This window comes from Ancylobacter koreensis (assembly GCF_023016525.1).
Taxonomy (GTDB): domain Bacteria; phylum Pseudomonadota; class Alphaproteobacteria; order Rhizobiales; family Xanthobacteraceae; genus Ancylobacter; species Ancylobacter koreensis.
On sequence record NZ_JALKCG010000007.1, the window covers coordinates 1 to 21,148 of the forward strand.

18 protein-coding genes are annotated in these 21,148 nt (G+C 69.6%); 9 read left to right on the forward strand and 9 right to left on the reverse strand.

The genetic code is table 11. The features are described 5' to 3' along the window. Positions 1 to 614 (reverse strand): flagellar biosynthetic protein FliO (locus MWN33_RS15180; protein WP_247201890.1); only part of this gene is annotated, 614 nt, incomplete at its 3' end. Positions 615 to 892: 278 nt separating this feature from the next. Here MWN33_RS15180 and cckA point away from each other — a divergent pair. From cckA to MWN33_RS15195, 3 genes are all read left to right on the forward strand, one after another. After that, on the forward strand, positions 893 to 3,406 hold the full coding sequence (cckA, locus tag MWN33_RS15185; RefSeq protein ID WP_247201891.1) for a cell cycle histidine kinase CckA: 2,514 nt from the start codon (positions 893 to 895) through the stop codon (positions 3,404 to 3,406). A 32-nt stretch (positions 3,407 to 3,438) separates the two neighbouring features. Beyond that, the gene (gene pgi / locus MWN33_RS15190; protein WP_247201892.1) at positions 3,439 to 5,082 is read left to right on the forward strand and encodes a glucose-6-phosphate isomerase; all 1,644 of its coding nucleotides are present in this window, start codon (positions 3,439 to 3,441) and stop codon (positions 5,080 to 5,082) included. Positions 5,083 to 5,201: 119 nt separating this feature from the next. After that, positions 5,202 to 6,830: an alpha-D-glucose phosphate-specific phosphoglucomutase gene (locus MWN33_RS15195; RefSeq protein WP_247201893.1), complete on the forward strand. Its 1,629-nt coding sequence runs from the start codon at positions 5,202 to 5,204 to the stop codon at positions 6,828 to 6,830. A 72-nt stretch (positions 6,831 to 6,902) separates the two neighbouring features. Here MWN33_RS15195 and MWN33_RS15200 read toward each other — a convergent pair whose 3' ends face one another. The 5 genes from MWN33_RS15200 to MWN33_RS15220 all read right to left on the reverse strand — a co-directional run bounded on the left by MWN33_RS15200 (position 6,903) and on the right by MWN33_RS15220 (position 10,884). Then, complete coding sequence (locus tag MWN33_RS15200; RefSeq protein ID WP_247201894.1) at positions 6,903 to 7,415, reverse strand: MarR family winged helix-turn-helix transcriptional regulator; 513 nt, start codon at positions 7,413 to 7,415, stop codon at positions 6,903 to 6,905. A gap of 277 nt (positions 7,416 to 7,692) precedes the next feature. After that, positions 7,693 to 8,181 carry a DNA starvation/stationary phase protection protein Dps gene (gene dps, locus MWN33_RS15205; protein WP_247201895.1) on the reverse strand — a complete coding sequence of 163 codons (489 nt, stop codon included), beginning with the start codon at positions 8,179 to 8,181 and terminating at the stop codon, positions 7,693 to 7,695. A gap of 147 nt (positions 8,182 to 8,328) precedes the next feature. Then, the gene (gene speB / locus MWN33_RS15210) at positions 8,329 to 9,297 is read right to left on the reverse strand and encodes an agmatinase (protein ID WP_247201896.1); all 969 of its coding nucleotides are present in this window, start codon (positions 9,295 to 9,297) and stop codon (positions 8,329 to 8,331) included. Between the two features lie 58 nt (positions 9,298 to 9,355). Next, positions 9,356 to 10,132, reverse strand: coding sequence for a creatininase (locus tag MWN33_RS15215; protein WP_247201897.1), 777 nt, complete (start codon positions 10,130 to 10,132; stop codon positions 9,356 to 9,358). A gap of 26 nt (positions 10,133 to 10,158) precedes the next feature. Further along, positions 10,159 to 10,884: an SDR family NAD(P)-dependent oxidoreductase gene (locus tag MWN33_RS15220; protein WP_247201898.1), complete on the reverse strand. Its 726-nt coding sequence runs from the start codon at positions 10,882 to 10,884 to the stop codon at positions 10,159 to 10,161. A 202-nt stretch (positions 10,885 to 11,086) separates the two neighbouring features. Here MWN33_RS15220 and MWN33_RS15225 point away from each other — a divergent pair, with 202 nt between their 5' ends. Beyond that, positions 11,087 to 12,019, forward strand: coding sequence for a LysR family transcriptional regulator (locus tag MWN33_RS15225; protein WP_247201899.1), 933 nt, complete (start codon positions 11,087 to 11,089; stop codon positions 12,017 to 12,019). Here the strand turns inward: MWN33_RS15225 and MWN33_RS15230 are convergent. Continuing rightward, a complete protein-coding gene (locus MWN33_RS15230) occupies positions 12,004 to 14,118 on the reverse strand; it encodes a GumC family protein (RefSeq protein WP_247201900.1) in 2,115 nt (704 codons plus the stop codon). The genes MWN33_RS15225 and MWN33_RS15230 overlap by 16 nt on opposite strands. Before the next feature lie 125 nt (positions 14,119 to 14,243). Further along, positions 14,244 to 15,545, reverse strand: coding sequence for a lipopolysaccharide biosynthesis protein (locus MWN33_RS15235; protein ID WP_247201901.1), 1,302 nt, complete (start codon positions 15,543 to 15,545; stop codon positions 14,244 to 14,246). Positions 15,546 to 15,647: 102 nt separating this feature from the next. Between MWN33_RS15235 and MWN33_RS15240 the strand changes: the two genes are divergently transcribed. The 5 genes from MWN33_RS15240 (at position 15,648) to MWN33_RS15260 (ending at position 20,178) form a co-directional block, all read left to right on the forward strand. Next, complete coding sequence (locus MWN33_RS15240) at positions 15,648 to 16,088, forward strand: hypothetical protein (RefSeq protein ID WP_247201902.1); 441 nt, start codon at positions 15,648 to 15,650, stop codon at positions 16,086 to 16,088. Positions 16,089 to 16,275: 187 nt separating this feature from the next. After that, the gene (locus MWN33_RS15245; protein WP_247201903.1) at positions 16,276 to 17,118 is read left to right on the forward strand and encodes a polysaccharide biosynthesis/export family protein; all 843 of its coding nucleotides are present in this window, start codon (positions 16,276 to 16,278) and stop codon (positions 17,116 to 17,118) included. Between the two features lie 30 nt (positions 17,119 to 17,148). Beyond that, positions 17,149 to 17,988 (forward strand): WecB/TagA/CpsF family glycosyltransferase, encoded by an 840-nt coding sequence (locus tag MWN33_RS15250; protein ID WP_247201904.1) that lies wholly within the window; start codon positions 17,149 to 17,151, stop codon positions 17,986 to 17,988. Then, positions 17,985 to 19,325: a hypothetical protein gene (locus MWN33_RS15255; protein ID WP_247201905.1), complete on the forward strand. Its 1,341-nt coding sequence runs from the start codon at positions 17,985 to 17,987 to the stop codon at positions 19,323 to 19,325. Before MWN33_RS15250 ends, MWN33_RS15255 begins: the two co-directional genes overlap by 4 nt. A gap of 1 nt (position 19,326) precedes the next feature. Next, positions 19,327 to 20,178: an FkbM family methyltransferase gene (locus tag MWN33_RS15260; protein ID WP_247201906.1), complete on the forward strand. Its 852-nt coding sequence runs from the start codon at positions 19,327 to 19,329 to the stop codon at positions 20,176 to 20,178. Positions 20,179 to 20,184: 6 nt separating this feature from the next. Here the strand turns inward: MWN33_RS15260 and MWN33_RS15265 are convergent, their stop codons facing one another. Beyond that, entirely contained in the window at positions 20,185 to 21,141 is a 957-nt protein-coding gene (locus MWN33_RS15265; RefSeq protein ID WP_247201907.1) for a glycosyl hydrolase family 18 protein, read from the reverse strand. Between the last annotated feature and the right edge of the window lie 7 nt (positions 21,142 to 21,148).

Below are 21,148 nucleotides of genomic sequence, written 5' to 3' on the forward strand. Positions count from 1 at the left end.
GCCCGCGCCCATCTGTTCGAGGCCTTCCAGGGCGCGGCGCGGCGCGGCGGCTCCTCCGGCTCCGGCGCGACCGGCAGCGGCGGGCGGCGCGACAGCGCGGCGGCGAGCTCCGGATCGACCGTCATCTCGCGCGGCGGCAGGGGAGCGGGAATGGGGGCAGGGATCGGCGCAGGCGCGACAGGGGCCACACGCGGCGCGCGCGGCTCCGGCGGAGCGGCAAGGGGAGCGGGCTCCGGCGCGGGCGGCATGGGCTGCGACGCCACGGGACGCGGCTCGCGGGCGAGGGGGGCGGACTCGCGTGCCGGGCGGTGCGCCTCCGCCGCCGGCTCGCGCAGCCGGGCGGTCGGAATGCCGCTCTCGACGAGCAGATCGCTGCCGCCACCGAGAATGACCAGATGCTGCACCTCGTCGCGCTGGATCAGCACCAGCCGGCGGGTCTCGTCGATCGGCACCTGGTCGACCACCGCCAGCCGGTGGCCGGCGACCAGCCCGTGCGAACCGTGACCACGCCCGCGCCGGCCGAGCAGCACGACGATGATGGCCACCAGCGCCAGCGCGGCGAGCGCCGCAAGGGCCAGCCCGACGGGACCCAGTCCCGACATCAGATCCAACATGGGCACATCTCCGCCAAATGCGGGCGGCGGGCGCTCGGTCCGCCGGCCCGCCCGGTACACACGCGTCCTTTGTGTCGCGGAAGCCCGCTTCCGGCAAGCCCCGCGCCCCTTCGCGGGGGAAAACCCGGCGTGCCGGCCTCGCGCGCGGGCCCGCACGCCCTTGCGGCGACGCGGATAAGCCCAATCGGCGCTTGCTCACCGGGGCCGCGTCGGGCACCAAGAAGATGTGTTGAATCGCCCCGGCGCCGCTTCGGCTGCGCGGGGATGCTGGCTAGGACATGGCGGACCGCGGACCCGACGATCCCACGCTCGACCGGCCCGAGATCGGCGGCAGCATCCGCCTCGTGCTGCTGGTCGCCCTCGCGCTCGTCGGGGCCGTCGTCTCGCTGCTGCTGCTCGGGCGCGACCGCGCCGACCCCTGGATCATCGGCCTGCTCACCGTGCTCGCGGTGGTCGGCGTCTTCGCGCTGTTCGCCTATGCGACAGGCCTGCTGCGCTTCGGCCTGCCGGACATGCGCGACGAACTCGCCCGGCGCATCGTCGACAGCGCGCCGGACGGGGTGAGCATCGTCGACACGCTCGGCCGGGTGCTCTACGCCAATCCGCGCTATTACGAGATCACCGGCGCCGCTGCGCCGCAGGAGGCGCGCCCCGTCGAGCGCCTGTTCACCAGCGATCCCGACGCTTCCGAGGCGGTCTATCGTCTCGCGCAAGGCGTGCGCGAGGGCAAGGCGCTGACGGAAGAGGTGCGCATCGCCGGTCCCGGCCAGCCGGTGCGCTGGCTCAAGCTCGGCGCGCGCCCCGCCGCCGGGGCGGGCAAGAGCGCCAAGGCCGCTGTGTGGACGGTGAGCGACCTCACCCGCGAGCGCGAGCGGCAGGAGACCGCCTTCCTCGAACTGCAGCACGCCATCGACTATCTCGACCACGCCCCGGCCGGCTTCTTCTCGGCGGCGGGCGGGGCCATCCACTACATCAACGCGACGCTGGTCGACTGGCTCGGCTACGATCTTGCCGAGTTCGGTCCCGGCGGGCTCTCCGTCGTCGACATCGTGCCCGGGCCGGCGGCGGCGCTGCTGACCGGCATGGCGCCGTTGCCCGGCGGTGTGCGCACCGAGGTGCTGGACCTCGACCTGCGCCGAAAGAACGGCCAGACCCTGCCGGTGCGCATCTGGCACCGCGTCGCCTATGCCTCGGACGGCACGCCCGGCGCCTCGCGCACCCTCGTCGTCAACCGCTCGCGCGAGGATAATGCCGCCGATCCGGCCCGCGCGGCCGAGGTGCGCTTCGCCCGCTTCTTCCACAATTCGCCCATCGCCATCGCCGAGCTCGACGGGCAGGGCCGCATCGTGCGCGCCAACGCCATGTTCGCCCGCCTGTTCGGCGGCCGTGAGGGCGAGCGCCGGCGCCTGATCGACGTGGTGACGGAGGCCGCCCGCGAGCCGCTGCAGGCGGCGGTGGCCGCCGCTGTGTCGGGGCAGGCGCCGTCCGCACCGGTCGATATCGGCCTCGACCGCGAGGGCGGACGCTCGGCGCGCTTCTATCTCGCTTCGGTGGAGGAGGGCGGCGCCGGCCGCGAGGCCGCTATCGTCTATGTCATCGAAACCACCGAGCAGCGTGCGCTGGAGGCGCAGTTCGCCCAGTCGCAGAAGATGCAGGCGGTCGGCCAGCTCGCCGGCGGCGTGGCGCACGACTTCAATAATGTGCTGACCGCCATCATCGGCTATTCCGACCTGCTGCTGGCCAATTCGCGCCCGACCGATCCGTCCTTCCAGGACGTGATGCAGATCAAGCAGAACGCCAACCGCGCCGCCGGGCTCGTGCGCCAGTTGCTCGCCTTCTCGCGCCGGCAGACGCTGCGCCCGCAGGTTCTGCGGCTCGGCGACGTGATGAGCGACCTCACCATGCTGCTGCGCCGCCTGCTCGGCGAGCGGGTGAAGCTGGAGGTCAAAGAGGAGCGCGACCTCTGGCCTGTGAAGGCGGACCTCAACCAGTTCGAGCAGGTCATCGTCAATCTGGCGGTGAACGCGCGCGACGCCATGCCGGACGGCGGCAACCTCACCATCCGCACCGCCAACGTCACCGCCGCGCAGGCGGCGCAGTACGCCGAGGCCGGGCTGCCGGCGGCGGACCACGTGCTGGTCGAGGTCGCTGACACCGGCACGGGCATTCCCCCGGCCATTCTCGACAAGATCTTCGAGCCCTTCTTCTCCACCAAGGAAGTGGGCAAGGGCACCGGCCTCGGTCTCTCTACCGTCTACGGCATCGTCAAGCAGACCGGGGGCACGCTGCAGGTGGAGAGCGAGCTGGGCGCTGGCTCGATCTTCCGCGTCTTCCTGCCGCGCCATGTTCCCGACGCGGCGGAACTGGCGCCCCGCGCGGCCGAGCCGGAAGTGCCGGCAAAGTCGGCGGACCTGACCGGACGCGGCACGCTGCTGCTGGTGGAGGACGAGGAGGCGGTGCGCGCCTTCGCCGCCCGCGCGCTCGTCTCGCGCGGCTACCAGGTGCTGGAGGCCGGTTCGGGCGTCGAGGCGCTGGAAGTGATGGACGCCCATGGCGGCGAGGTCGATCTCATCCTCTCCGACGTGGTGATGCCGGAGATGGACGGGCCGACGCTGCTGAAGGAGTTGCGCGGCACGCATCCCGACATCAAGGTGATATTCATGTCGGGTTATGCCGAGGAAGCCTTCGCCAAGAACCTGCCGGAGGGCGCGGATTTCGGCTTCCTGCCGAAGCCGTTCACCCTCAAGCAGCTTATCGAGGCGGTGAAGAACAGCATGGGCCGCAGCGAGTAGCGCACGGCCGGCGAGAGCGTCTGGAGGAACCGATGAGCGCCGCGATTGAAGACGTCTTCAAGGCACTGGCCGCCGACCGCGCCGCGCGCGCGCAGGAAAAGGTGGCGGACCTGTTCGCCGCCGACCCCGGCCGCTTCGCCGCCTTCTCCGCCTCCTTCGAGGATCTGCTGCTCGATTTTTCCAAGTGCTCGCTCACCGAAGCGACGCTCGGCCTGCTGGTCGATCTGGCGAAGGCCGCCGGCGTCGAGGAAAAGCGCGCCGCGATGTTCGAGGGCGTGCACATCAACGTCACCGAGGACCGCGCCGTGCTGCACACCGCGCTGCGCGACCCCGGCACGACGCCGCTGGTGGTCGACGGGCAGGACGTGCGGGCCGATGTCGCCGCCGTGCTCGACGCCATGAGCGCCTTCGCCGAGGGCATCCGCTCCGGCGCGCTTAAGGGCTGGACCGGCAAGCCGATCACCGATGTGGTGAATATCGGCATCGGCGGCTCCGATCTCGGCCCGGTCATGGCGACCATCGCGCTCTCGCCCTACCATGACGGCCCGCGCGCGCATTACGTCTCCAATGTCGACGGCGCCCATCTCTACGACACGCTGAAGGAGCTCGATCCGGCCTCGACGCTCATCATCGTCGCCTCCAAGACCTTCACCACGCAGGAGACGATGGCGAACGCCGCCAGCGCCCGGCACTGGATCGTCGAGGCGCTGGGCGAGGCGGCGGTGGCCAACCACTTCGCCGCCGTTTCCACGGCGCTGGAGAAGGTCGCCGCCTTCGGCATCGCGCCGGACCGGGTGTTCGGCTTCTGGGACTGGGTCGGCGGGCGTTATTCCGTGTGGTCGGCCATCGGCCTGCCGGTGATGATCGCGGTGGGCGAGGCCAATTTCCGCCGCTTCCTCGCCGGCGGCCACGCGCTGGACGCGCATTTCAGCACCGCCCCGCTGGAGAAGAACCTGCCGGTGCTACTCGGCCTGATCGGCATCTGGCACCGCGACGTGTCGGGCTACGCCACCCGCGCGGTGATCCCCTACGACCAGCACCTCGCCCGTCTGCCGGCCTATCTCCAGCAGCTCGACATGGAGAGCAACGGCAAGCATGTGACGCTGGACGGCCAACTCGTCGCCCGCGATACCGGCCCGGTTGTGTGGGGCGAGCCGGGCACCAACGGCCAGCACGCCTTCTTCCAGCTCATCCACCAGGGCACCAGCCCCATTCCGGTCGAGTTCCTCATCGCCGCCCACGGCCATTCCGAGGAGGAGGAGCCGGGGCTGAAGCGCCAGCACGCCATGCTGATCGCCAATTGCCTCGCCCAGTCCGAGGCGCTGATGCGCGGGCGCACGCTGGAGGAGGCAAAGGCGCAGCTTCTCGCCGCCGGGCGCGACGAAGCGACGGCGGAACGGATCGCCCCGCACCGCGTCTTCACGGGCAGCCGTCCCTCCGTCACCATCGCCTATGACAAGCTCGATCCCTATACGCTCGGCCGCCTCATCGCCCTCTACGAGCACCGCGTGTTCGTGGAGGGGGCGATCTGGAACATCAACAGTTTCGACCAGTGGGGCGTGGAGCTCGGGAAGGAGCTTGCCAACACGCTGCTGCCGGCGGTGGAGAGCGGTGTCGCGCCCGAAAGCCTGTCGAGCTCGGCGGCCGGGCTGCTCGCGCATCTGGTTGCGAAATAGTCTGGCCTCATCCCGGACGCCGCCGAGACCGGCGGTCCGGGATCGCTCTCTATCCTGCCCGCGATCCCGGATCGGCATGCGGCCGTCCGGGATGACGACACGATCGAACCGAGGACCCCATGATCCGCACCGTCGCCACCACGCCCTTTGATGGCCAGAAGCCGGGAACCTCCGGCCTGCGCAAGAAGGTGCCGGTCTTCCAGCAGCCGCATTATGTCGAGAACTTCGTGCAGTCGGTGTTCGACAGCCTGAGCGAGTTCGAGGGCGAGACGCTCGTCGTCGGCGGCGACGGTCGCTACTACAATCGCGAGGCGATCCAGACCGTGATCCGCATCGCCGCCGCCGCCGGCTTCGGCCGGGTGCTGGTGGGGCGGGGCGGCATCCTCTCGACGCCCGCCGCCTCGGCGGTGATCCGCAAGCACGGCGCCTTCGGCGGCATCATCCTCTCGGCCAGCCACAATCCCGGCGGCGAGCACGGTGATTTCGGCATCAAGTACAATATCGGCAATGGCGGCCCGGCCCCCGAGCCCGTCACCGACGCCATCTTCGCGCGCTCGAAGGAGATTACCCAGTACCGCATCTCCGACGCGCCGGACGTCGATCTCGATACGCTCGGCATCACCCGCGTCGAGGACATGGTGGTCGATGTCGTCGATCCCGTGGAGGACTATGCCGAGCTTATGGGGACGCTGTTCGACTTCGACGCGATCCGCGACCTGTTCGGCTCCGGCTTCACCATGCGCTTCGACGCGATGAGCGCGGTGACCGGTCCCTACGCCACCGCCATACTGGAGGAGACGCTCGGCGCCGCGCCGGGCACGGTGGTGCATGGCGAGCCGCTGCCCGATTTCGGCGGCCACCATCCCGACCCGAACCTCGTCCACGCCCATGACCTGTATGAGCGCGTGATGGCACCGGACGGGCCGGAATTCGGCGCGGCCTCCGACGGCGACGGCGACCGCAACATGGTGGTCGGGCGCGGGCGCTTCGTGACGCCTTCGGATTCGCTCGCCATCATCGCCGCCAACGCGCATCTGGCGCCCGGCTACAGGAGCGGCATCGCCGGCATCGCCCGCTCCATGCCGACCAGCGGCGCCGCCGACCGGGTGGCCGAAAAGCTGGGCGTGAAGTGCTACGAGACGCCGACGGGGTGGAAGTTCTTCGGCAACCTGCTCGACGCCGGCCTCGCCACCGTCTGCGGCGAGGAGAGCTTCGGCACCGGCTCCAGCCATGTGCGCGAGAAGGACGGTCTGTGGGCGGTGCTGATGTGGCTGAACATCATCGCCGCGCGTCGGCAGGGTGTCGCCGAGATTGTCGGCGAGCACTGGGCGGCCTATGGGCGCAACTACTACACCCGCCACGACTATGAGGAGGTCGACGCCGCCGCCGCCGATGCGCTGGTGGCCGATCTGCGCGCCCGGCTCGACACGCTGCCGGGCACCGTGATCAACGGCCTCACCGTCGAGAAAGCGGACGACTTCGCCTATCACGACCCGGTCGACGGCTCGGTGACGACCAAGCAGGGCATCCGCGTCTTCTTCACCGACGGCTCGCGCATCGTCTACCGCCTGTCCGGCACCGGCACGGCGGGGGCGACGCTGCGCGTCTATCTCGAACGCTTCGAGCCGGATGCGAGCCGCCACGACCTCGACACGCAGGACGCCCTGGCGGACCTCGTGGAGATCGCCCGAACCCTGCCGGATATCGAGGGCCGCACCGGCCGCAGCGCGCCCACCGTCATCACCTGAGGGCGGCGCCGGTACCCGTCAAAAGCAAAGGGCGGCCATTGGCCGCCCCTTTGTTTCCGGGAGAGGCTCGGCTCAGCGCAGCGAGCCGGTCCAGAGCATTTCGAGCCGGCGCAGCACGCTGAAGGCGATGCCAAGCTCATAGGCTTCCTGCTCGTCGCGTCCGCTCTGATGGTTGTCGTGCATGCCGCGGATGGCCTCGCACAGGCTCTGCGCCTTGGCGGTCAGCTTGAGGCGGGCCGAGCGCCGGTCACGCTGCGAGGCCGAACGGTGGACGTAATCCGCGTCCACGAGCTGCTTGAGGTTGTAGGAGGCGTTGGAGCCGAGATAGTGGCCGCGCTCCAGCAGGTCGCGCACGGAAAGCTCGTCCTGGCCGATGGTGAACAGCAGCATCACCTGCGAGGGGCTGATGTCGTCGGTGCCGAGCCGGGTCAGCTCGACGCGCAGGAGATCGAGGAACCGGCGATGCGCCCGCTCGATCAGCCGGGCGATCTCCAGATGGGTGACCGGAACCTCGGTACCGGAGGAATCGATGAAGGTGGAAACGGATGCGTAGGCCGAACGCTGGGCGCCCGAAGTCTCCTCCACGCCTGCTTTCCCGTCCTTGCTAGCCATTCGCCTCGTCCTTGCGATCGGTCGTCGAACCCACGGCGCCGTCGGGTCGGGTTCGATTCTGCGACACCGAACTATGCCACAAACCCGTCACGCCTTGCTGCGGTGCGATAGGGGAAGTGCCACAAAACACGGATATCGCACAAGGATTTCTGAGGTACGTCCCTAAACGAGATAAAGAAAACGGTAAAGGCGGCCACGTCCGGGCGGCCGCCTCTCCAATGACGCAGCGTCAGTTGAGCCCCGCTCGGGCTCAGTTCTTTTCCTGCAGATGGGCTTCGAGGAACCACAGCGCCTTGTCGAGCGAGCGCGAGGCGGCGGTGAAGATATCCGCCGTGGTGGGGTCGCCCGCGCTGTCGGATTCGTCGATCGCCTTGCGGATGCTGTTGGCCACGGTGCCGAAGCGCGCGATCAGCTCCTTGAGGTGATCGTGCACGGCGTGGATCTCGAGAGGGTAGGGCTTGAGCGGGGTCGCCTCGGCCACGACCTGCGTGGTGCCGAGCGCCGTGCCGCCGAGCTGGACGACACGCTCGGCCATGGTGTCGTTGTGGTCGTCGAGCTCGGTGCGGAAGCCGTCGAGCATCTCGTGCACCGCGATGAACTGCGGGCCCTTGAGATTCCAGTGCGCCTGCTTGGTGGCCAAGGCGAGGTCGATGCCGGCGGCGAGATTGGCGTTGAGCAGTTCGATGGCGACCTTCTTCGCGTTCGAAGGGACGTTGTTGAGGGTCTTGAAGTCGCTCATGGTCGGTCCTCTGATGGTGACGGCGCAAGGATACCCATTCCGCCCGCGAGGGCGATGCGGATTTGCACCCACGCCAAAGAAATTGGCCGGTTTGAACGACGTTCAAGTGGCAGTCGTGACGGTAATCGGAACCCCGCCGGCGGGGCGTCAGCGCGCGCGGCGTTCGACCGCGCCGGCGAGGACGCACAGAAGCTCGAACAGGATGGTCGCACCAGTCAGCGCGGTGAGGCCGGAAGGGTCGAAGGGCGGGGCGACCTCCACGAGATCGGCGCCGATGAGGTTCAGCCCGTCCAGCAGCCGCACCATGGCTTGCGCCTCGCGGGTGGAGAAGCCGCCGATTTCCGGCGTGCCGGTGCCCGGCGCCTGCGAGGGGTCGATGCCGTCGATGTCGAAGGTGACGTAGGTCGGCCTGTCGCCGACGATCTCGCGCGCCTCGGCCATCACGTCGTCGACGCCGCGGGCCACCAGTTCCTCGATGAAGACGATGCGCACGCCCATCTCGCGGGCGTAGTCGTAATTGCCGGCGTCCGAGATCGCGCCGCGCAGGCCGATCTGGATGAAGCGCTTCGGGTCGATCAGCCCTTCCTCGATGGCGCGGCGGAACGGGGTGCCATGCGTGTAGCGCGCGCCGTTGAAGAAGCTGTCATAGGTGTCGGAATGGGCATCGAACTGGATGAGGCCGACCGGCCCGTCTGTCGCAAGGCTCCCTTGGACGAGGCCGCGCAGGATCGGCAGGCTGATCAGGTGATCGCCGCCCGCGGTCAGCGGCAGCGCGCCGGCCGCCTTCACCCCGGCATAGTGGGCGGTGATCAGGTCGAGCGAGCGCATCAGGTCGAACGGGTCGGTGAGCACGTCGCCGCAATCGGCCACGCGGGCGCGGTCATAGGGCGAGAGGCCCGTGACGTGATGTACGCGCCTCATCAGGCTGGACTGGTTGCGCAGTTCGCGCGGCCCGTGACGGGTGCCGGCCCGGTTGGTGACGCCGAGATCGAAGGGCAGGCCGAGCAGGGCGATGTCCACCTGCGAGGGTTCGGCCACCGGCAGCCGCATGAAAGTGGGAAGGCCCGCATAGCGCGGGATGCTGCCGGAATCGAGCGGCTCGAACGTCTTGGTCATGTCTCAGCCTTGGCGGGCACGCGCGCCCGAGTTGAAAACGATGCGCAGCCAAGCGCACTTACATCCCGAATTCCCTGCGCATGGCGGCGGAGATGCGGGTCACATAGTCCTCCATCAGCCATTCGCCCTTCTCGGCGGTGGAGCCGGTGGCGACCGCCAGCACGCCGGACGGCGGCAGGCCGAAATCGTCCGGCACCGGGAAACGGTCATAGGGCGGGAATTTGGCCGGCCCGTCGGTGGGAGCCTTGTCCATTTCCACCAGCTCCGGCCGCAGGACCAGCATCAGCGAGGTTTCCAGCAGGCTCGCATGTTCGAGGTCGATGCCCGGAAAGCCCTCCGGGAACAGACGGTCGAGCGTCGCGCGCTGGGCGAAGTCCCAGTATTCCAGCCGCATCACCACGAGGTCGGTAATGCCCTCGCGCCGGATTTCGCGCAGGGCGAGGTCGAGCCCTTCGACCGAGGGCCAGCAATTCTCGTAATGGCCGTTCACCACCACAAGCCGGCGCACGCCCTGGCGCACGAGGTTGCGGATCACGTCGCGCACCACGAGCGAGAAAGTGTGGGCGTCGAGGCTCAGCGTGCCGGGGAAGACCTCGCCGCCGCCCGAGCGCGGCATCGACTTGCAGCCGTAATTGACTGTCGGGGCGACGAGGCCGCCCACTTCCCGCGCCACGCGCTCGCAGACGCCGGTGGGCAGCACCACGTCGACGTTGAGCGGCAAATGCGGCCCATGCTGCTCGGTGGAGCCGAGCGGCAGCAGCACGGGCGCGCCGGCGGCGATCTTCGCCGCGAATTCCGGCCAGCTCAGTTCGTCGAGACGCACGCTGTCGACCATTCGGTTCCCCTGTCCTTGCTGTCCGCTCAGTGCATCGCCGCGCCGCCGTCGACGCTGATGCACTGGCCGGTGATGAATCCGGTGGCGCGGCTCGCGAGGAACAGCACCGCCTGCGCGATCTCCTCTGGCCGTCCGACGCGGCCGAACGGGTTGCCGGTCTCCAGCCGCTGGAGCTCCTCGCTCAGATTGGCGAAATCGAGCAGCGGCGTGTCGACCGGTCCCGGCGCGATGGCGTTGACAAGCACATGCGGGGCCAGCTCGCGCGCCCAGGAACGGGTCAGCGTCAGCACGGCGCCCTTGGTGCCGGCATAGCCGGAGAAGCCGGCGCGCCCGAGATAGGCGAGCTCCGAGGCGATGTTGATGATGCGCCCGCGTATGGGAGCGTCACCGCTGAAATGGCGCAGCGCCTCGCGCGCCATCAGGATCGGCCCGCGTATGTTCACCGCCGCCATGCGCTCATAGGCCTCGATATCGAAGCTGGCGAGCGGCGTCTCGATGCAGATGCCGGCGCAGTTCACCACCACGTCGAGCCCGCCGAGATCGCGCACGGCGGCTTCCATGCCGGCGGCGACGGCAGCGGCGTCGGTCACGTTGGTGAGGATGGTCGGCCAGGTCGTGGTCGCCTCGGGCGGGTGAAGGTCGAAGCCGATGACCTTGGCGCCGGCAGCGCTCAGCGCATCCGCGCTCGCATGGCCGATGCCACTCCCCGCACCGGTGACGACGACGCGCAGTCCCTTGTGCGGCGCTACCACGGCAGTGCTCCCCGCAGCGGCCGGACGGGCGGGAGGGGTGAGGACGGACGGCGCGGCACGAGCGACGGCACGGGCGACTCCTTGGCGGGCATGTGCATGGTCCTGCAAACTCACTTCAACGAAAAGCGGATTTAGTGGAAGATTGCATCGGCAATCTTCGATATGAAAGCCGCCCGTCGCGATTGCCCTCACGGACTTGCGCATGCGCCGCCTCGACAATATCGACCTGCGCCTGCTGCGCGTCTTCGTGGTGCTGGCCGAAGAGGGTGGCTTCCAGGATGCGCAGATTGCGCTCAACCTGTCGCAGTCGACGCTTTCCACCCATCTCGCCGCGCTGGAACGCAAGCTCGGCGGCCAGCTCTGCGAGCGCGGGCGGGCGGGGTTCCGCCTGACGCCCTTCGGGGAGTCGACGCTCGCCGCCGCCAAGCGTCTGTTCGAGGATATCGAGGCGTTCCACGGTCGCGTCGGGCGGGACCGGCGCCAGCTTGTCGGGCGGCTGCGCGTCGGCATCGTCGACGGCGTGGTGACGAGCCCGCAGCTCGGGCTGCAGACCGCGCTCGCCCGCTACATGGACTATGCGTCGGAAGTCTTCGTCGACCTCGAACTCGGCACGCCGCTCGACCTCGAACGGGCGCTGATGGACGGCGCTCGCGACGTGGTGGTCGGTCCGTTCTCGCAGAAGGTGCCGGGCATCACCTATGTGCCGCTGCACCGGGAGGCGCAGGCGCTCTATTGCGGGCGCGGCCATCCGCTCTTCGCGCTTCCGGCCGGCGAGATCGGTCATGCCCGCATCGAGGAGGCGCTGTTCTCCGTGCGGCGCTACCGGCACCTCGACGACCTCTACCGGGTCAACCACCCGCGCGCGAGCGGCGCCATCGTGCAGATGGAGGCGCAGGTGATGATGATCCTGTCCGGCCGCTTCATCGGCTACCTGCCGCGCCATATCGGCGAGGACTGGGTGCGGCGCGGGCAGATGCGTGTGCTGCGGCCGGAGAGCTACGGCTTCGAATCCCAGCACTTCGCGGCGACCCGGCGGCTCAAGGGCGAGCAGCCGCTGGCCGACGCCTTCATCCGCGAATTGCGGCAGCAGGCGCGGCGTGCGCCGGAGGACGCGCCGGATCAGGTGAGCCTGTAGATCCAGCCGGGCAGGATGTAGCGGCGGCCGATGAAGACGAAGCCGAGCGGCACCCCGCCATGGTCGATCACGCTCTCGCGCTGGGCGAGCGCGGGCGCCTTGCGCGTCTTCTCGGCGCGCAGCACCAGCACGTTGCCGTCCACCAGCTCCTCGAAGCGGTGGCCGGCGGCGTCGGCATCGCGCGCGGTGGCGCAGATCACCACCGCCTCGAAGGTGGCGTCGATCTCGTCCATCATCCGGCGCGCATCCGCGCCCGACAGGCGGATGTCGAGGAGGCGCGAGCGGGAGCGGTCGCGCAGCACCCAGAGCAGCGGCACGTCGCTCGGTGCCACATAGAGCCCGCCGACCTCGCGCGCGCCGATGCCCCCGGTCGTGTCGACCGCCGGCGCGGTGAGGTCGACGAACAGCGTGCGCAGGCCGCGCTGGGCGGTGATCTCGGCCGCCACTCCGGCCGCCAGTGGCACCAGCGCCTCATCCGGCTCGGCGGCGAGGAACTGGACGCGGCGCAGCGGCACGCCGTCGACTTCGGTGTCGAGCAGCAGCGCGGCAAGCCCGCCGAGGTCGCGTTCGTCGGCGCCCTCGTCGTCGCGTGAGCGGCTGGCGTATTCGCCCAGCATGGGCAGCGAAAGCCCGCGCTCGGCCTCGTGCGGCATGATGAAGGAAGTGCGCAGCGCCGCAGCGACGGCGCCAGCCGCAACGCCGAACAATATGCCACCGAGCACGCCGGCGCCGAGCAGCGGCAGGCGCAGGTTGCGGCTGGTGACGGCGGCGCCGGCCTCCTGCACGAGGCGCACGCTCGACTGGCGCTCATTGGCGGCAGCTTCCTCGATCTGCGCGGCGGTCGCCCGGCGCAGATATTCGCGGTAGCTCTCGTTCAGCGTGTCGCGACGGCGGTTCAGCTCGACCAGCTCGGTCTCGGCCATGCGCAGCTCGGCGAGGCGCTTCTCGGCGACCTGCTGCTGGTCGGCGAGTTCCTTCTCCTGCTGGCCGAGCGCGTCCGCCTCGATGCGCAGCGACAGAAGCATGTTGCTGAGATAGGCGATGGACGGGTTCCGCACGTCGCGCGTGGTCTGGTAGGCGCGCTGGTTGCGAGTGGCGATCTGCTGGCGAACAGTTTCGATCTTGCGGTTGATCTCGCGCATCATCGAGCCGTTCGGCGCGTATTGCAGGGCGATGCGGTCGCGCTCCACCAGCAGGCGGCTGAGCAGGGCGTTGTCGTCGTCGCCACCGGCGGAATCGGCGTTCTGGTCGAAGTCGAACACCTTCTCCGGCTGGCCCTTGAGCTGGCGATCGGCCTCGGCGATCTGGCTGGCAACCGCGACGCGGCGCTCGGCGACCTGCCGGCGGCGCTGCACCACCGCGTCGACCTGGTTGGCGGCGAGCACGGCGTCCTGGGTGAAGTCGATGATGCCGGCGCGGGACTTGAGCAGCTCGACGGCGGAATCCGCCTCGCCCAGCTCGCGCTTGAAGCGGTCGACTTCCAGCTTGAGGAAGCGGGCGGTCGGGTTCTGCATGATGGCGCGGCGGCGCGCCAGATAGACCTGCACCAGCTTATCGGCCGTCTCCACCGCGAGGTCACGATTCGCCAGGGTGAAAGAGACGTCGATGACGTTCGAGCCGTCGCGCACGCTCACCCTGAGGTCGGTGCGGAAGCGGGCGATGGCGCGGTCCATGGGGCTCGCATTACCCAACAGCTCGCGCACGCGGTTGAGCAAGCCCGGCGGATAGAGCCGGTCGATGCCGATCTCCTCGATCACCGTGCGGATGACGTCTGCGCTCTCGATGATCTGCACCTCGGATTCGACCTGCTTGAGGCCCTCGATGGAGAGCACGGCCGGGCCGCTGTCGGTGATGTTCTGCTGGTTCGTCACCTCGCGGCTGACGATCACCATCAGGAGGCTCGATGCGGTGTATTCGGTCTTGGCCAGCGTCGCGGCGGCGACGCCGACCGCCACCGGGATGAGCCCGAACAGGATGACGACGCGGATGTGGAAGAAGGCGGAGATCAGGAAATCACGGATCGTGAAGCCGGACGCCCAGCTGCCGGCGGCCGGCGCCGGGCCGTCAAACTCGCCGGCTTGCGCGCCCGACATCGACATTCCGCTTCCTCTGGCCTCCACGGGCGGCGCGTGCCCGGCAGCGCCCCGGCCATGGCGCGCCACGTGAATTTGCCCGATTAGGCCTAATGCCCGGTAAACGCGGCGTTCCCAAGGTCAGGCCGGCCTCAGAAGGCGCGCGGCAGGACGTGGCGCACGGCGAGGGCGGTGCCCACTGCGCCCTGCAAGATGACCAGCGCGCTCAGCACCGCCGCGCCGTTCATGCCGAACAGCGGCACCAGCACGGCGCCGGCGAGCGCGCAAACCGCGAGCTGCGCGGCATTCAGCCAGCGCAGCATGCCGCCATGACCGGTCATCGCCAGCATGATGTCCTGGCAGGGCAGCAGGCAGTTCACCAGCTGGCCGAGGCTCATGATGACCAGCGCGGCAGCGGCGATCTCGAACCCCGGCCCGATCAGGGCGAGCAGGGGGGCGGGGAAGAACATCATCACCGCCAGCGGCGGCAGGCCGCACAGCGCCACGAGCAGGCGGGCGCGGCGGTTCTGCGCGCGCAGGCCCTCCCAGTCACCGAGGCGGTGCAGCGAGGCGAAGCGCGGCGCGCAGATGGCCCCGATGGAGATGATGACCACCCAGATCAGCATGGAGAGCCGGCTGGCCACGCTGAAGGCGCCGACATCGGTGGGCGAGGCGAAGACGGCGAGCAGCAGCAGCGGCACCGAGTTGAGCGAGACCTGCACCACCTCGACGATGCCGAGCGGCAGCGCGGTGCGCCACAGCGCCGGCAGCGCCTGCGCTGCGGCGACCGTCTCGGGATCGGCCGAGCGGCGCTGCACGGAGCGCCCGCGTGGAATGAGCGCGAGGCCGATCAGCGCCGAGGCGAGGTTGGCGGCGGCCAGCGTGTAGAGCATGCCGTCGAGCGACTGCACCCCGGCCAGCATGGCGGCGAGCGCGAAGGACGGCCAGGCGGCGTTCTGCACCCATTGGCCGGCGACCGAGCGCCCGTAGCCGAACAGCACGTTGGCGACATAGACGCACATGGCCTGCGGGACAATCGACGCCGCGCCGATCGTCAGGGGCCGCACGAGATCGGGGTCGTCGAACACGTGCCGCGAGGCCGGAACCGCCAGCGCCAGCGTGGCCAGTGTCGCCGCCACGCTGCCGAGCGCGGTCCAGCCGAAGCCGGTGAGCATGGCCGAGCGCGCCTCCGCCAGCCGGCCTATGGCGAGGTCGCCGGCGATGTGGCGCACGGAGGCCTTCTCGAAGCCGGCGCGGGCGAGGGTGGCGGCGAGCCCCATCCAGGTCATGCAGAGGAAGTAGAGCCCCGCCTCGTGCGCGCCGAGGATGCGCGCGGCGAGCATGTAGAGGCCCAGCTTGGCGACCAGCTCCACGCCGCGCGCGACGAGGCCGCCGGCATAGGGGCCGTAGACGGCGATCAGCCGCCGCAGCTCGGGAAGGCGCGCCTTGCTCATGCTGTGCAACCGGGTGCGGCGTCGCGCGAGACAGCGGCGGGGCGCCATGGCATATGCGGCACCTGTGCCACCGGGCGAGTCGCTCAAGGGGACATACGTCGCATGAACCATGGCCGCCGCGCCGCCGCAAGGCTCCGCCGCGCCGCTTCCGGCCCGGCCCTCCTGTGGGTTCTGGCCGGGGCGTGGTTGCTGGCCTGCGGGGCCGCGCTGCCCCTCCACGCGCAATCGGGCATCAGCGATCTGCCGGTACCCGAGATCGACCCGTTGATCGACCCGGCGCCCTTCGACGGGCGCCTCGCCATTCGCGACTATATGCGGGCGGTGCTGCCGCCGCGCTGGTGGGCGAACGAGCCGCAATTCTCGCTCGGGGCCTTCGCGGTGACGATCCACCCGCCGGACGACTGGCGAGGCAACCCGACCTCGGCGGTGATGCGCCTGTGTCCGCCGAGCTACAGCGTGCTGTGGACCAAGCTCGACCGCATCGAACTCACCCCCTTCTACCGCAACGCGACGCGCACCGGCGTGACCTGCCGGAAAGGCTGATGCAGCGCCGGATTGGCGAGCGCTGCCAATCCGTTAACCATTAAACCTTCCATTAACCGCGTTCGTTTAGAGGTGAGGTGTCGCGGACCCGTTCCGCCGCGCCGATTCCGCTGTTGCGCGCCACGTCGCACGGCGGGGCCGGTGTTCGATGTGCAGGCTGGCCGGAAGTCAGTCGGGAGCCGATGTAATGCGTAGACGCCTGAGCGGTGACGGTCCGGTCGCCACGCCCTTTCCGCCGCTGGCGCGCGGCGGGCGGGGGCTGCGCGCGGCCGGGCTGCTGCTGATCGGGCTTCTCGCGGCGAGCTGCCAGACCAGTCGCGACACCACCGGCTCGGTCGGCCGTCCGGCGCCGGCCGGCGACGCCTTCACGACGGGTCAAGAGCTGCGCTTCACCGAGGTGAACCCCACCGGCTTCCGTCCGTGGAGCAGCCAGATGCCGCCCTACCGGCTCGGCGCCGGCGACAAGCTGAAGATCAAGTATTTCCTCACCCGCGAAATGGACGAGGAACTCGTCGTCGCGCCCGACGGCACCGTCGCCCCGCGCGCCATCGGTCAGCTCAAGGTCGAGGGGCTGACGCTCGCCGGCGCGCAGGAAGTGGTGCGCCGCGCCTCCAAGGTCGAACTGGCCGACCAGAAGGTCGTCATCTCGCTGGAGGAGGCGGTCTCCGCCAAGGTGTATATCGGCGGCATGGTCGAGAAGCCGGGCCCGTACAATCTGGCCGACATGCGCAACGGCACGCTGCAGAGCATCCTCACCGCCGGCGGCTTCACCGACGAGGCGCGCACCGGGCAGGTGGCGATCATCCGGCGCGGGCCGGACAACCTGCCCATGCTACGCCTGATCAATGTGAAGGAAATCGTGCAGACCGGCTTCACGCTCGACGACGTGCAGCTCGCGGCGGGCGACATCATCTATGTGCCGCGCAGCTCGGTCTCCGAGCTCAATGTCTGGATCGACCAGTTCATCAACAAGGTTGTGCCCTTCCAGCGCACCTTCAACTATACGCTGGGCACGCAGAGCCTGAACTGAGGGCCGGCGGGCAGGCGAGGAGCACGGCCGATGGCCGACGCGTCGGGCGAATTGGCGGACGGCCCGGCGGCCGGGAGGGCGGGCGATGTGGCGGGCACGCCACCGCAGGCGGAATTCCTCGGCGTGCCGATCGCCCGGCTCGATGCCGGCGAGGCGGCCGCGCTCATCGCCGCACGACCCGCGGACGCGCCCTTCGCCTATGTGGTGACGCCGAACGCCGCCCATCTCAACCGGCTGACCCGGCTCGCTGACACGCGCCTGCGCGCCGCCTATGACGGGGCCTGGCTGCGCCTGATGGACGGGCAACTGCCGCGCGCGCTGGCCCGGCGGCTGTTCGGGCTCGCGCTGCCGCACGCCGCCGGCAGCGACGTGACCGACCTGCTGCTGCGCCGCCATGTCCGCCCGCAGGACAGGGTGACGGTGATCGGCGGCAGCGGCGAACTGGTCTCGCGGCTGAAGGAGATGTTCGGCCTGCGCGAGATCGCCCATCTCAACCCCTCCATGGGTTTCATCGCGCGGCCCGCCGAGGTCGCCGCCTGCGTCGACTTCGTGATCGCCCATCCCGCGCGTTACGTGTTCCTCGTCGTCGGCGCGCCGCAGAGCGAATATCTCGCCCATGAGGTGGCGCTGCGCGGCGGCGCGGTGGGCTGCGGGCTCTGCGTCGGCTCCTCGCTCAGCTTCTCCACCGGCATGGTGCCGCGCGCGCCGCAACTCATGCGCCGGCTGGGCCTCGAAGGGGTGTACCGGCTGGCGCTCAACCCGCGCGCCCATGCGCGGCGCGTCTTCATCGATTCGCTGCCGATCCTGTGGATCGCGCTGCGGGTGCGGTTCGATCCGTCCGCCTACGGGATCGGGAAGGCGCGGCGATGAGGGTGGCCGGCCGGCGCAAGGCGGCGGTCACGCTGCCGCGGGCCTTCACCCCCGTGGTCGAGCCGCAGACCGGTGAGCGCTTCTCCGGCGCGATGACGATGGCGCTGCTGCTCGGCTGCCTGCCGCTCTTCGCGCAGAGCTTCTACTATCTGCACGAATTCACGCTTCCCTATCTGCTGTCGAAGGGATGGCCGGTCCTCACGCTTCCCGCCAGCCTCTACGCGGCGCTGCGGCTGCAGCTGCCGGCGCGGCGGCTCTATCTCATCTATTTCGCCTATGCGCTGGGCCTCACCCCGTTCATCTCGATCCTCCAGCTCGGCAACGGTCTGGTCGACGCGATCATCACCACGGTGAAGATCTGGCCGCTGACCTATTATTTCGGCCTCTCGGCGGTGCTGTTCTGGCTGTCGCCCACCTTCTTGCGGACGAAGACGGCGCTGGTGGTGCTGGGCGCGGGCACCTTCATCCTGATGCTGGCGCTCTGGATCCTGATGCCGTCGAGCTCCTATGTGAACGATCCCCAGCTCGGCAAGCTGTTCATGATCGAGGAGGAGCGCGGCTACCGCATCTACATGCCGATGTTCTTCGGCGCGCTGTACCTGTTCTATCTCACCCGCAGCTTCATACAGCGGCCGAACGTGCTGGTGCCGCTGGCGATCCTGCTCGGTTTCGTCCTGCTGCTGACCATCTACAAGCAGCGCGCCGCCATCGCCGCCATGTTCCTGGTGTGCGGCTATGGCTTCCTCATCTCGCTGGCGCCGCGCCTGCGCCTGCTGGCGGGCGGCCTCGCAGTGGCGACGGTGCCGCTGGCGCTCGCCTATTTCATGTTGCGCGATATCGAAGGGCTGACGGATTCGCTCGGCGGCTCGCTCACCGTGCGCCAGACCTCCTTCGCGCTCGGCTCGGCCTTTCTCGGCGAGGACCCGTGGCGCTGGCTGTTCGGCGTGGGCGCCACCACGCGCTTCGGCAGCATCACGCTGGCCGACATCTTCCAGAACAGCAATTTCTACGTCGCCGACCTCGGCTGGTTCGGAGTCGTGTTCGAATACGGCATCGTCGGCGCGGTGTTGCTGGCCGGGCTCTATGTGCTGAGCTACTTCGTGCTGCTGCGCGCCGCGCGCGTCGGCGACGACCCGATGCAACTCGCCCTGTCCGACTACGTGCTCTACATGCTGATCACCTCGCCAGTCTATTCGCTGGTGTTCACCCCCGGCGAGCTCGGCGTCGTGCTGGCGCTCGGCGTCTATATGAGCCGGGTGCATGGCCGCCTGCCCTCGACAGCCGCGCCGGCCCACCGCATAAGCTTTTCCACCCACCGACATCGCACCAGGACCTGACATGCTGCGCCGCGTCGCCAAGCTGCTGCACGAACCCGCCTTCCGCCGCGCGCCCCTGACGGTGATCGGGCGCGGCGTCGCGCTGGCCTTCAATGTCGCGCTTCGGCGCAGCCCGGTGTTCGAGCTGGTGCCGGGCGCCCGGCTGCGCGTGCCCGCCGACCTGCGCTTCACCTCGGTGACGGCCTATCTGCTGCGCGACGCGGTGGAGCCGGAGCTGGACTATCTGCAGAAATTCGTTGGCAAGGGCGACGTCTTCGTCGATGTCGGCGCGAATGTCGGTCTGTTCACCCTGAAGGCGGCGCCGCGCGCGGGCCGGGTGGTGGCGGTGGAGCCGGGCACCGAGGCGGGCGGCCAGCTCGACGCCAACATCGCGCTGAACAGCTTCCGGAATGTCGCGGTCGTGCGCAAGGCGCTGTCCGACGCGCCAGGCAACGCGGCGCTGTTTCACAACCCGCTCGGCCACGACCCGCAGGCCTATTCGCTGGTGAGCGACGGCTCGAACGCCGGCAGCGAGACGGTGGAACTGACGACGCTCGACCTGCTCGTGCGCGATCTCGCCTTGCCGCGCGTCGACTGCATCAAGATCGACGTGGAAGGCGCCGAGGGGCAGGTGATCGCCGGAGCTTCGGAAACACTGGCCGCCTATCATCCCACGGTGATCTTCGAGATGAACTGCCCCACGCTGGTCACCGCGGGCGGCGACACGGCGGCGGCGTGGAACCGGCTCGCCGCGCTCGGCTACCGTTTCGAGCGGCTGGACGACGATGGCGGCCTGCATCCGCTCGCGGAGCGCCCGTCCGATTTCATGAACATCATTGCTCGCCACCCCGAGGGGCCGGCCCTGCGCGCCTGAGGGCGCTTACGGCATCGGCGCGTCGCAGCCGTCGAGCTCCAGCGTCAGGCAGATGAGGCCCGACAGGGTGCGGTAGTCGGGATTGTCGGGTCCCGGCGTGCCGGGCGGCACTTCGAGCAGGGCGTAGAGCATCGCCCCGCCCGAGGGATCGCGCAGGATTTCGGAGAGCGTCGCCACCGTATAGTCGACCGTGTAGCGCGGGCCGCCCTGAGTCGAGGGCATCACCGCGACGCCGAGCGCCAGCGGTCCCTTCCACGCCGCGCGATAGGCGCGGAACGCCTGCGCCGGGCGATAGGCCGGTCCGGCGTCGTAGCTCATGATGGAGACCAGATCGAGTTCGCCCGCCTCCGGGGAGTGCAGCAGCGCCAGCAGCGAGCCGCGCCACGGGCTGCGGGGCGGGGCGTCGGCGAAGCTGCCCTCGCCATAGGCGCCGACGCTCCAGCCGGCGACGCTCACCACATGCGGGCGCGGCAGCACCGCGCGTATCCGGCGCACGATCTCGACCATCAGGGCATCGTCGGCGCAGTGGACGCGACTGGACACCGTCGTGCAGGAGGGGTTTTCCGACTCGAAGTCGATGTCCACGCCATCGGCGCCGAGATCGCCCACCAGCCGGGCCAGCGCCGCCTCGTCGAAACGCCCCCAGCCATGCGCGTTCGCGCCGCCGACGGAGACCAGCACCGCGATGCCGGGGTGGCGGGACTTGAGGCGCGCGATCGCCTCCTTCAGCACCGCGCCGGAATAGGGATATTGCAGCCCGGTGCCGGAGAGATCGAGGCCGCCGGGATAGGTCAGATCAGGCCGGGCGAAGGCGAGCGCGACATGGGTGAGATAGCCGGGCAGGCGGGCGAGGGTGGTCTCGTCTCCCCGCGTGGCGAACACGTCGTACCAGCTCGCGTGATAAGCGAGGAAGGGGCGCTGCGCCTCGGCGCGGGCAGGGGTGAGCGCCGCCAGCAGGACCACAAGCAGC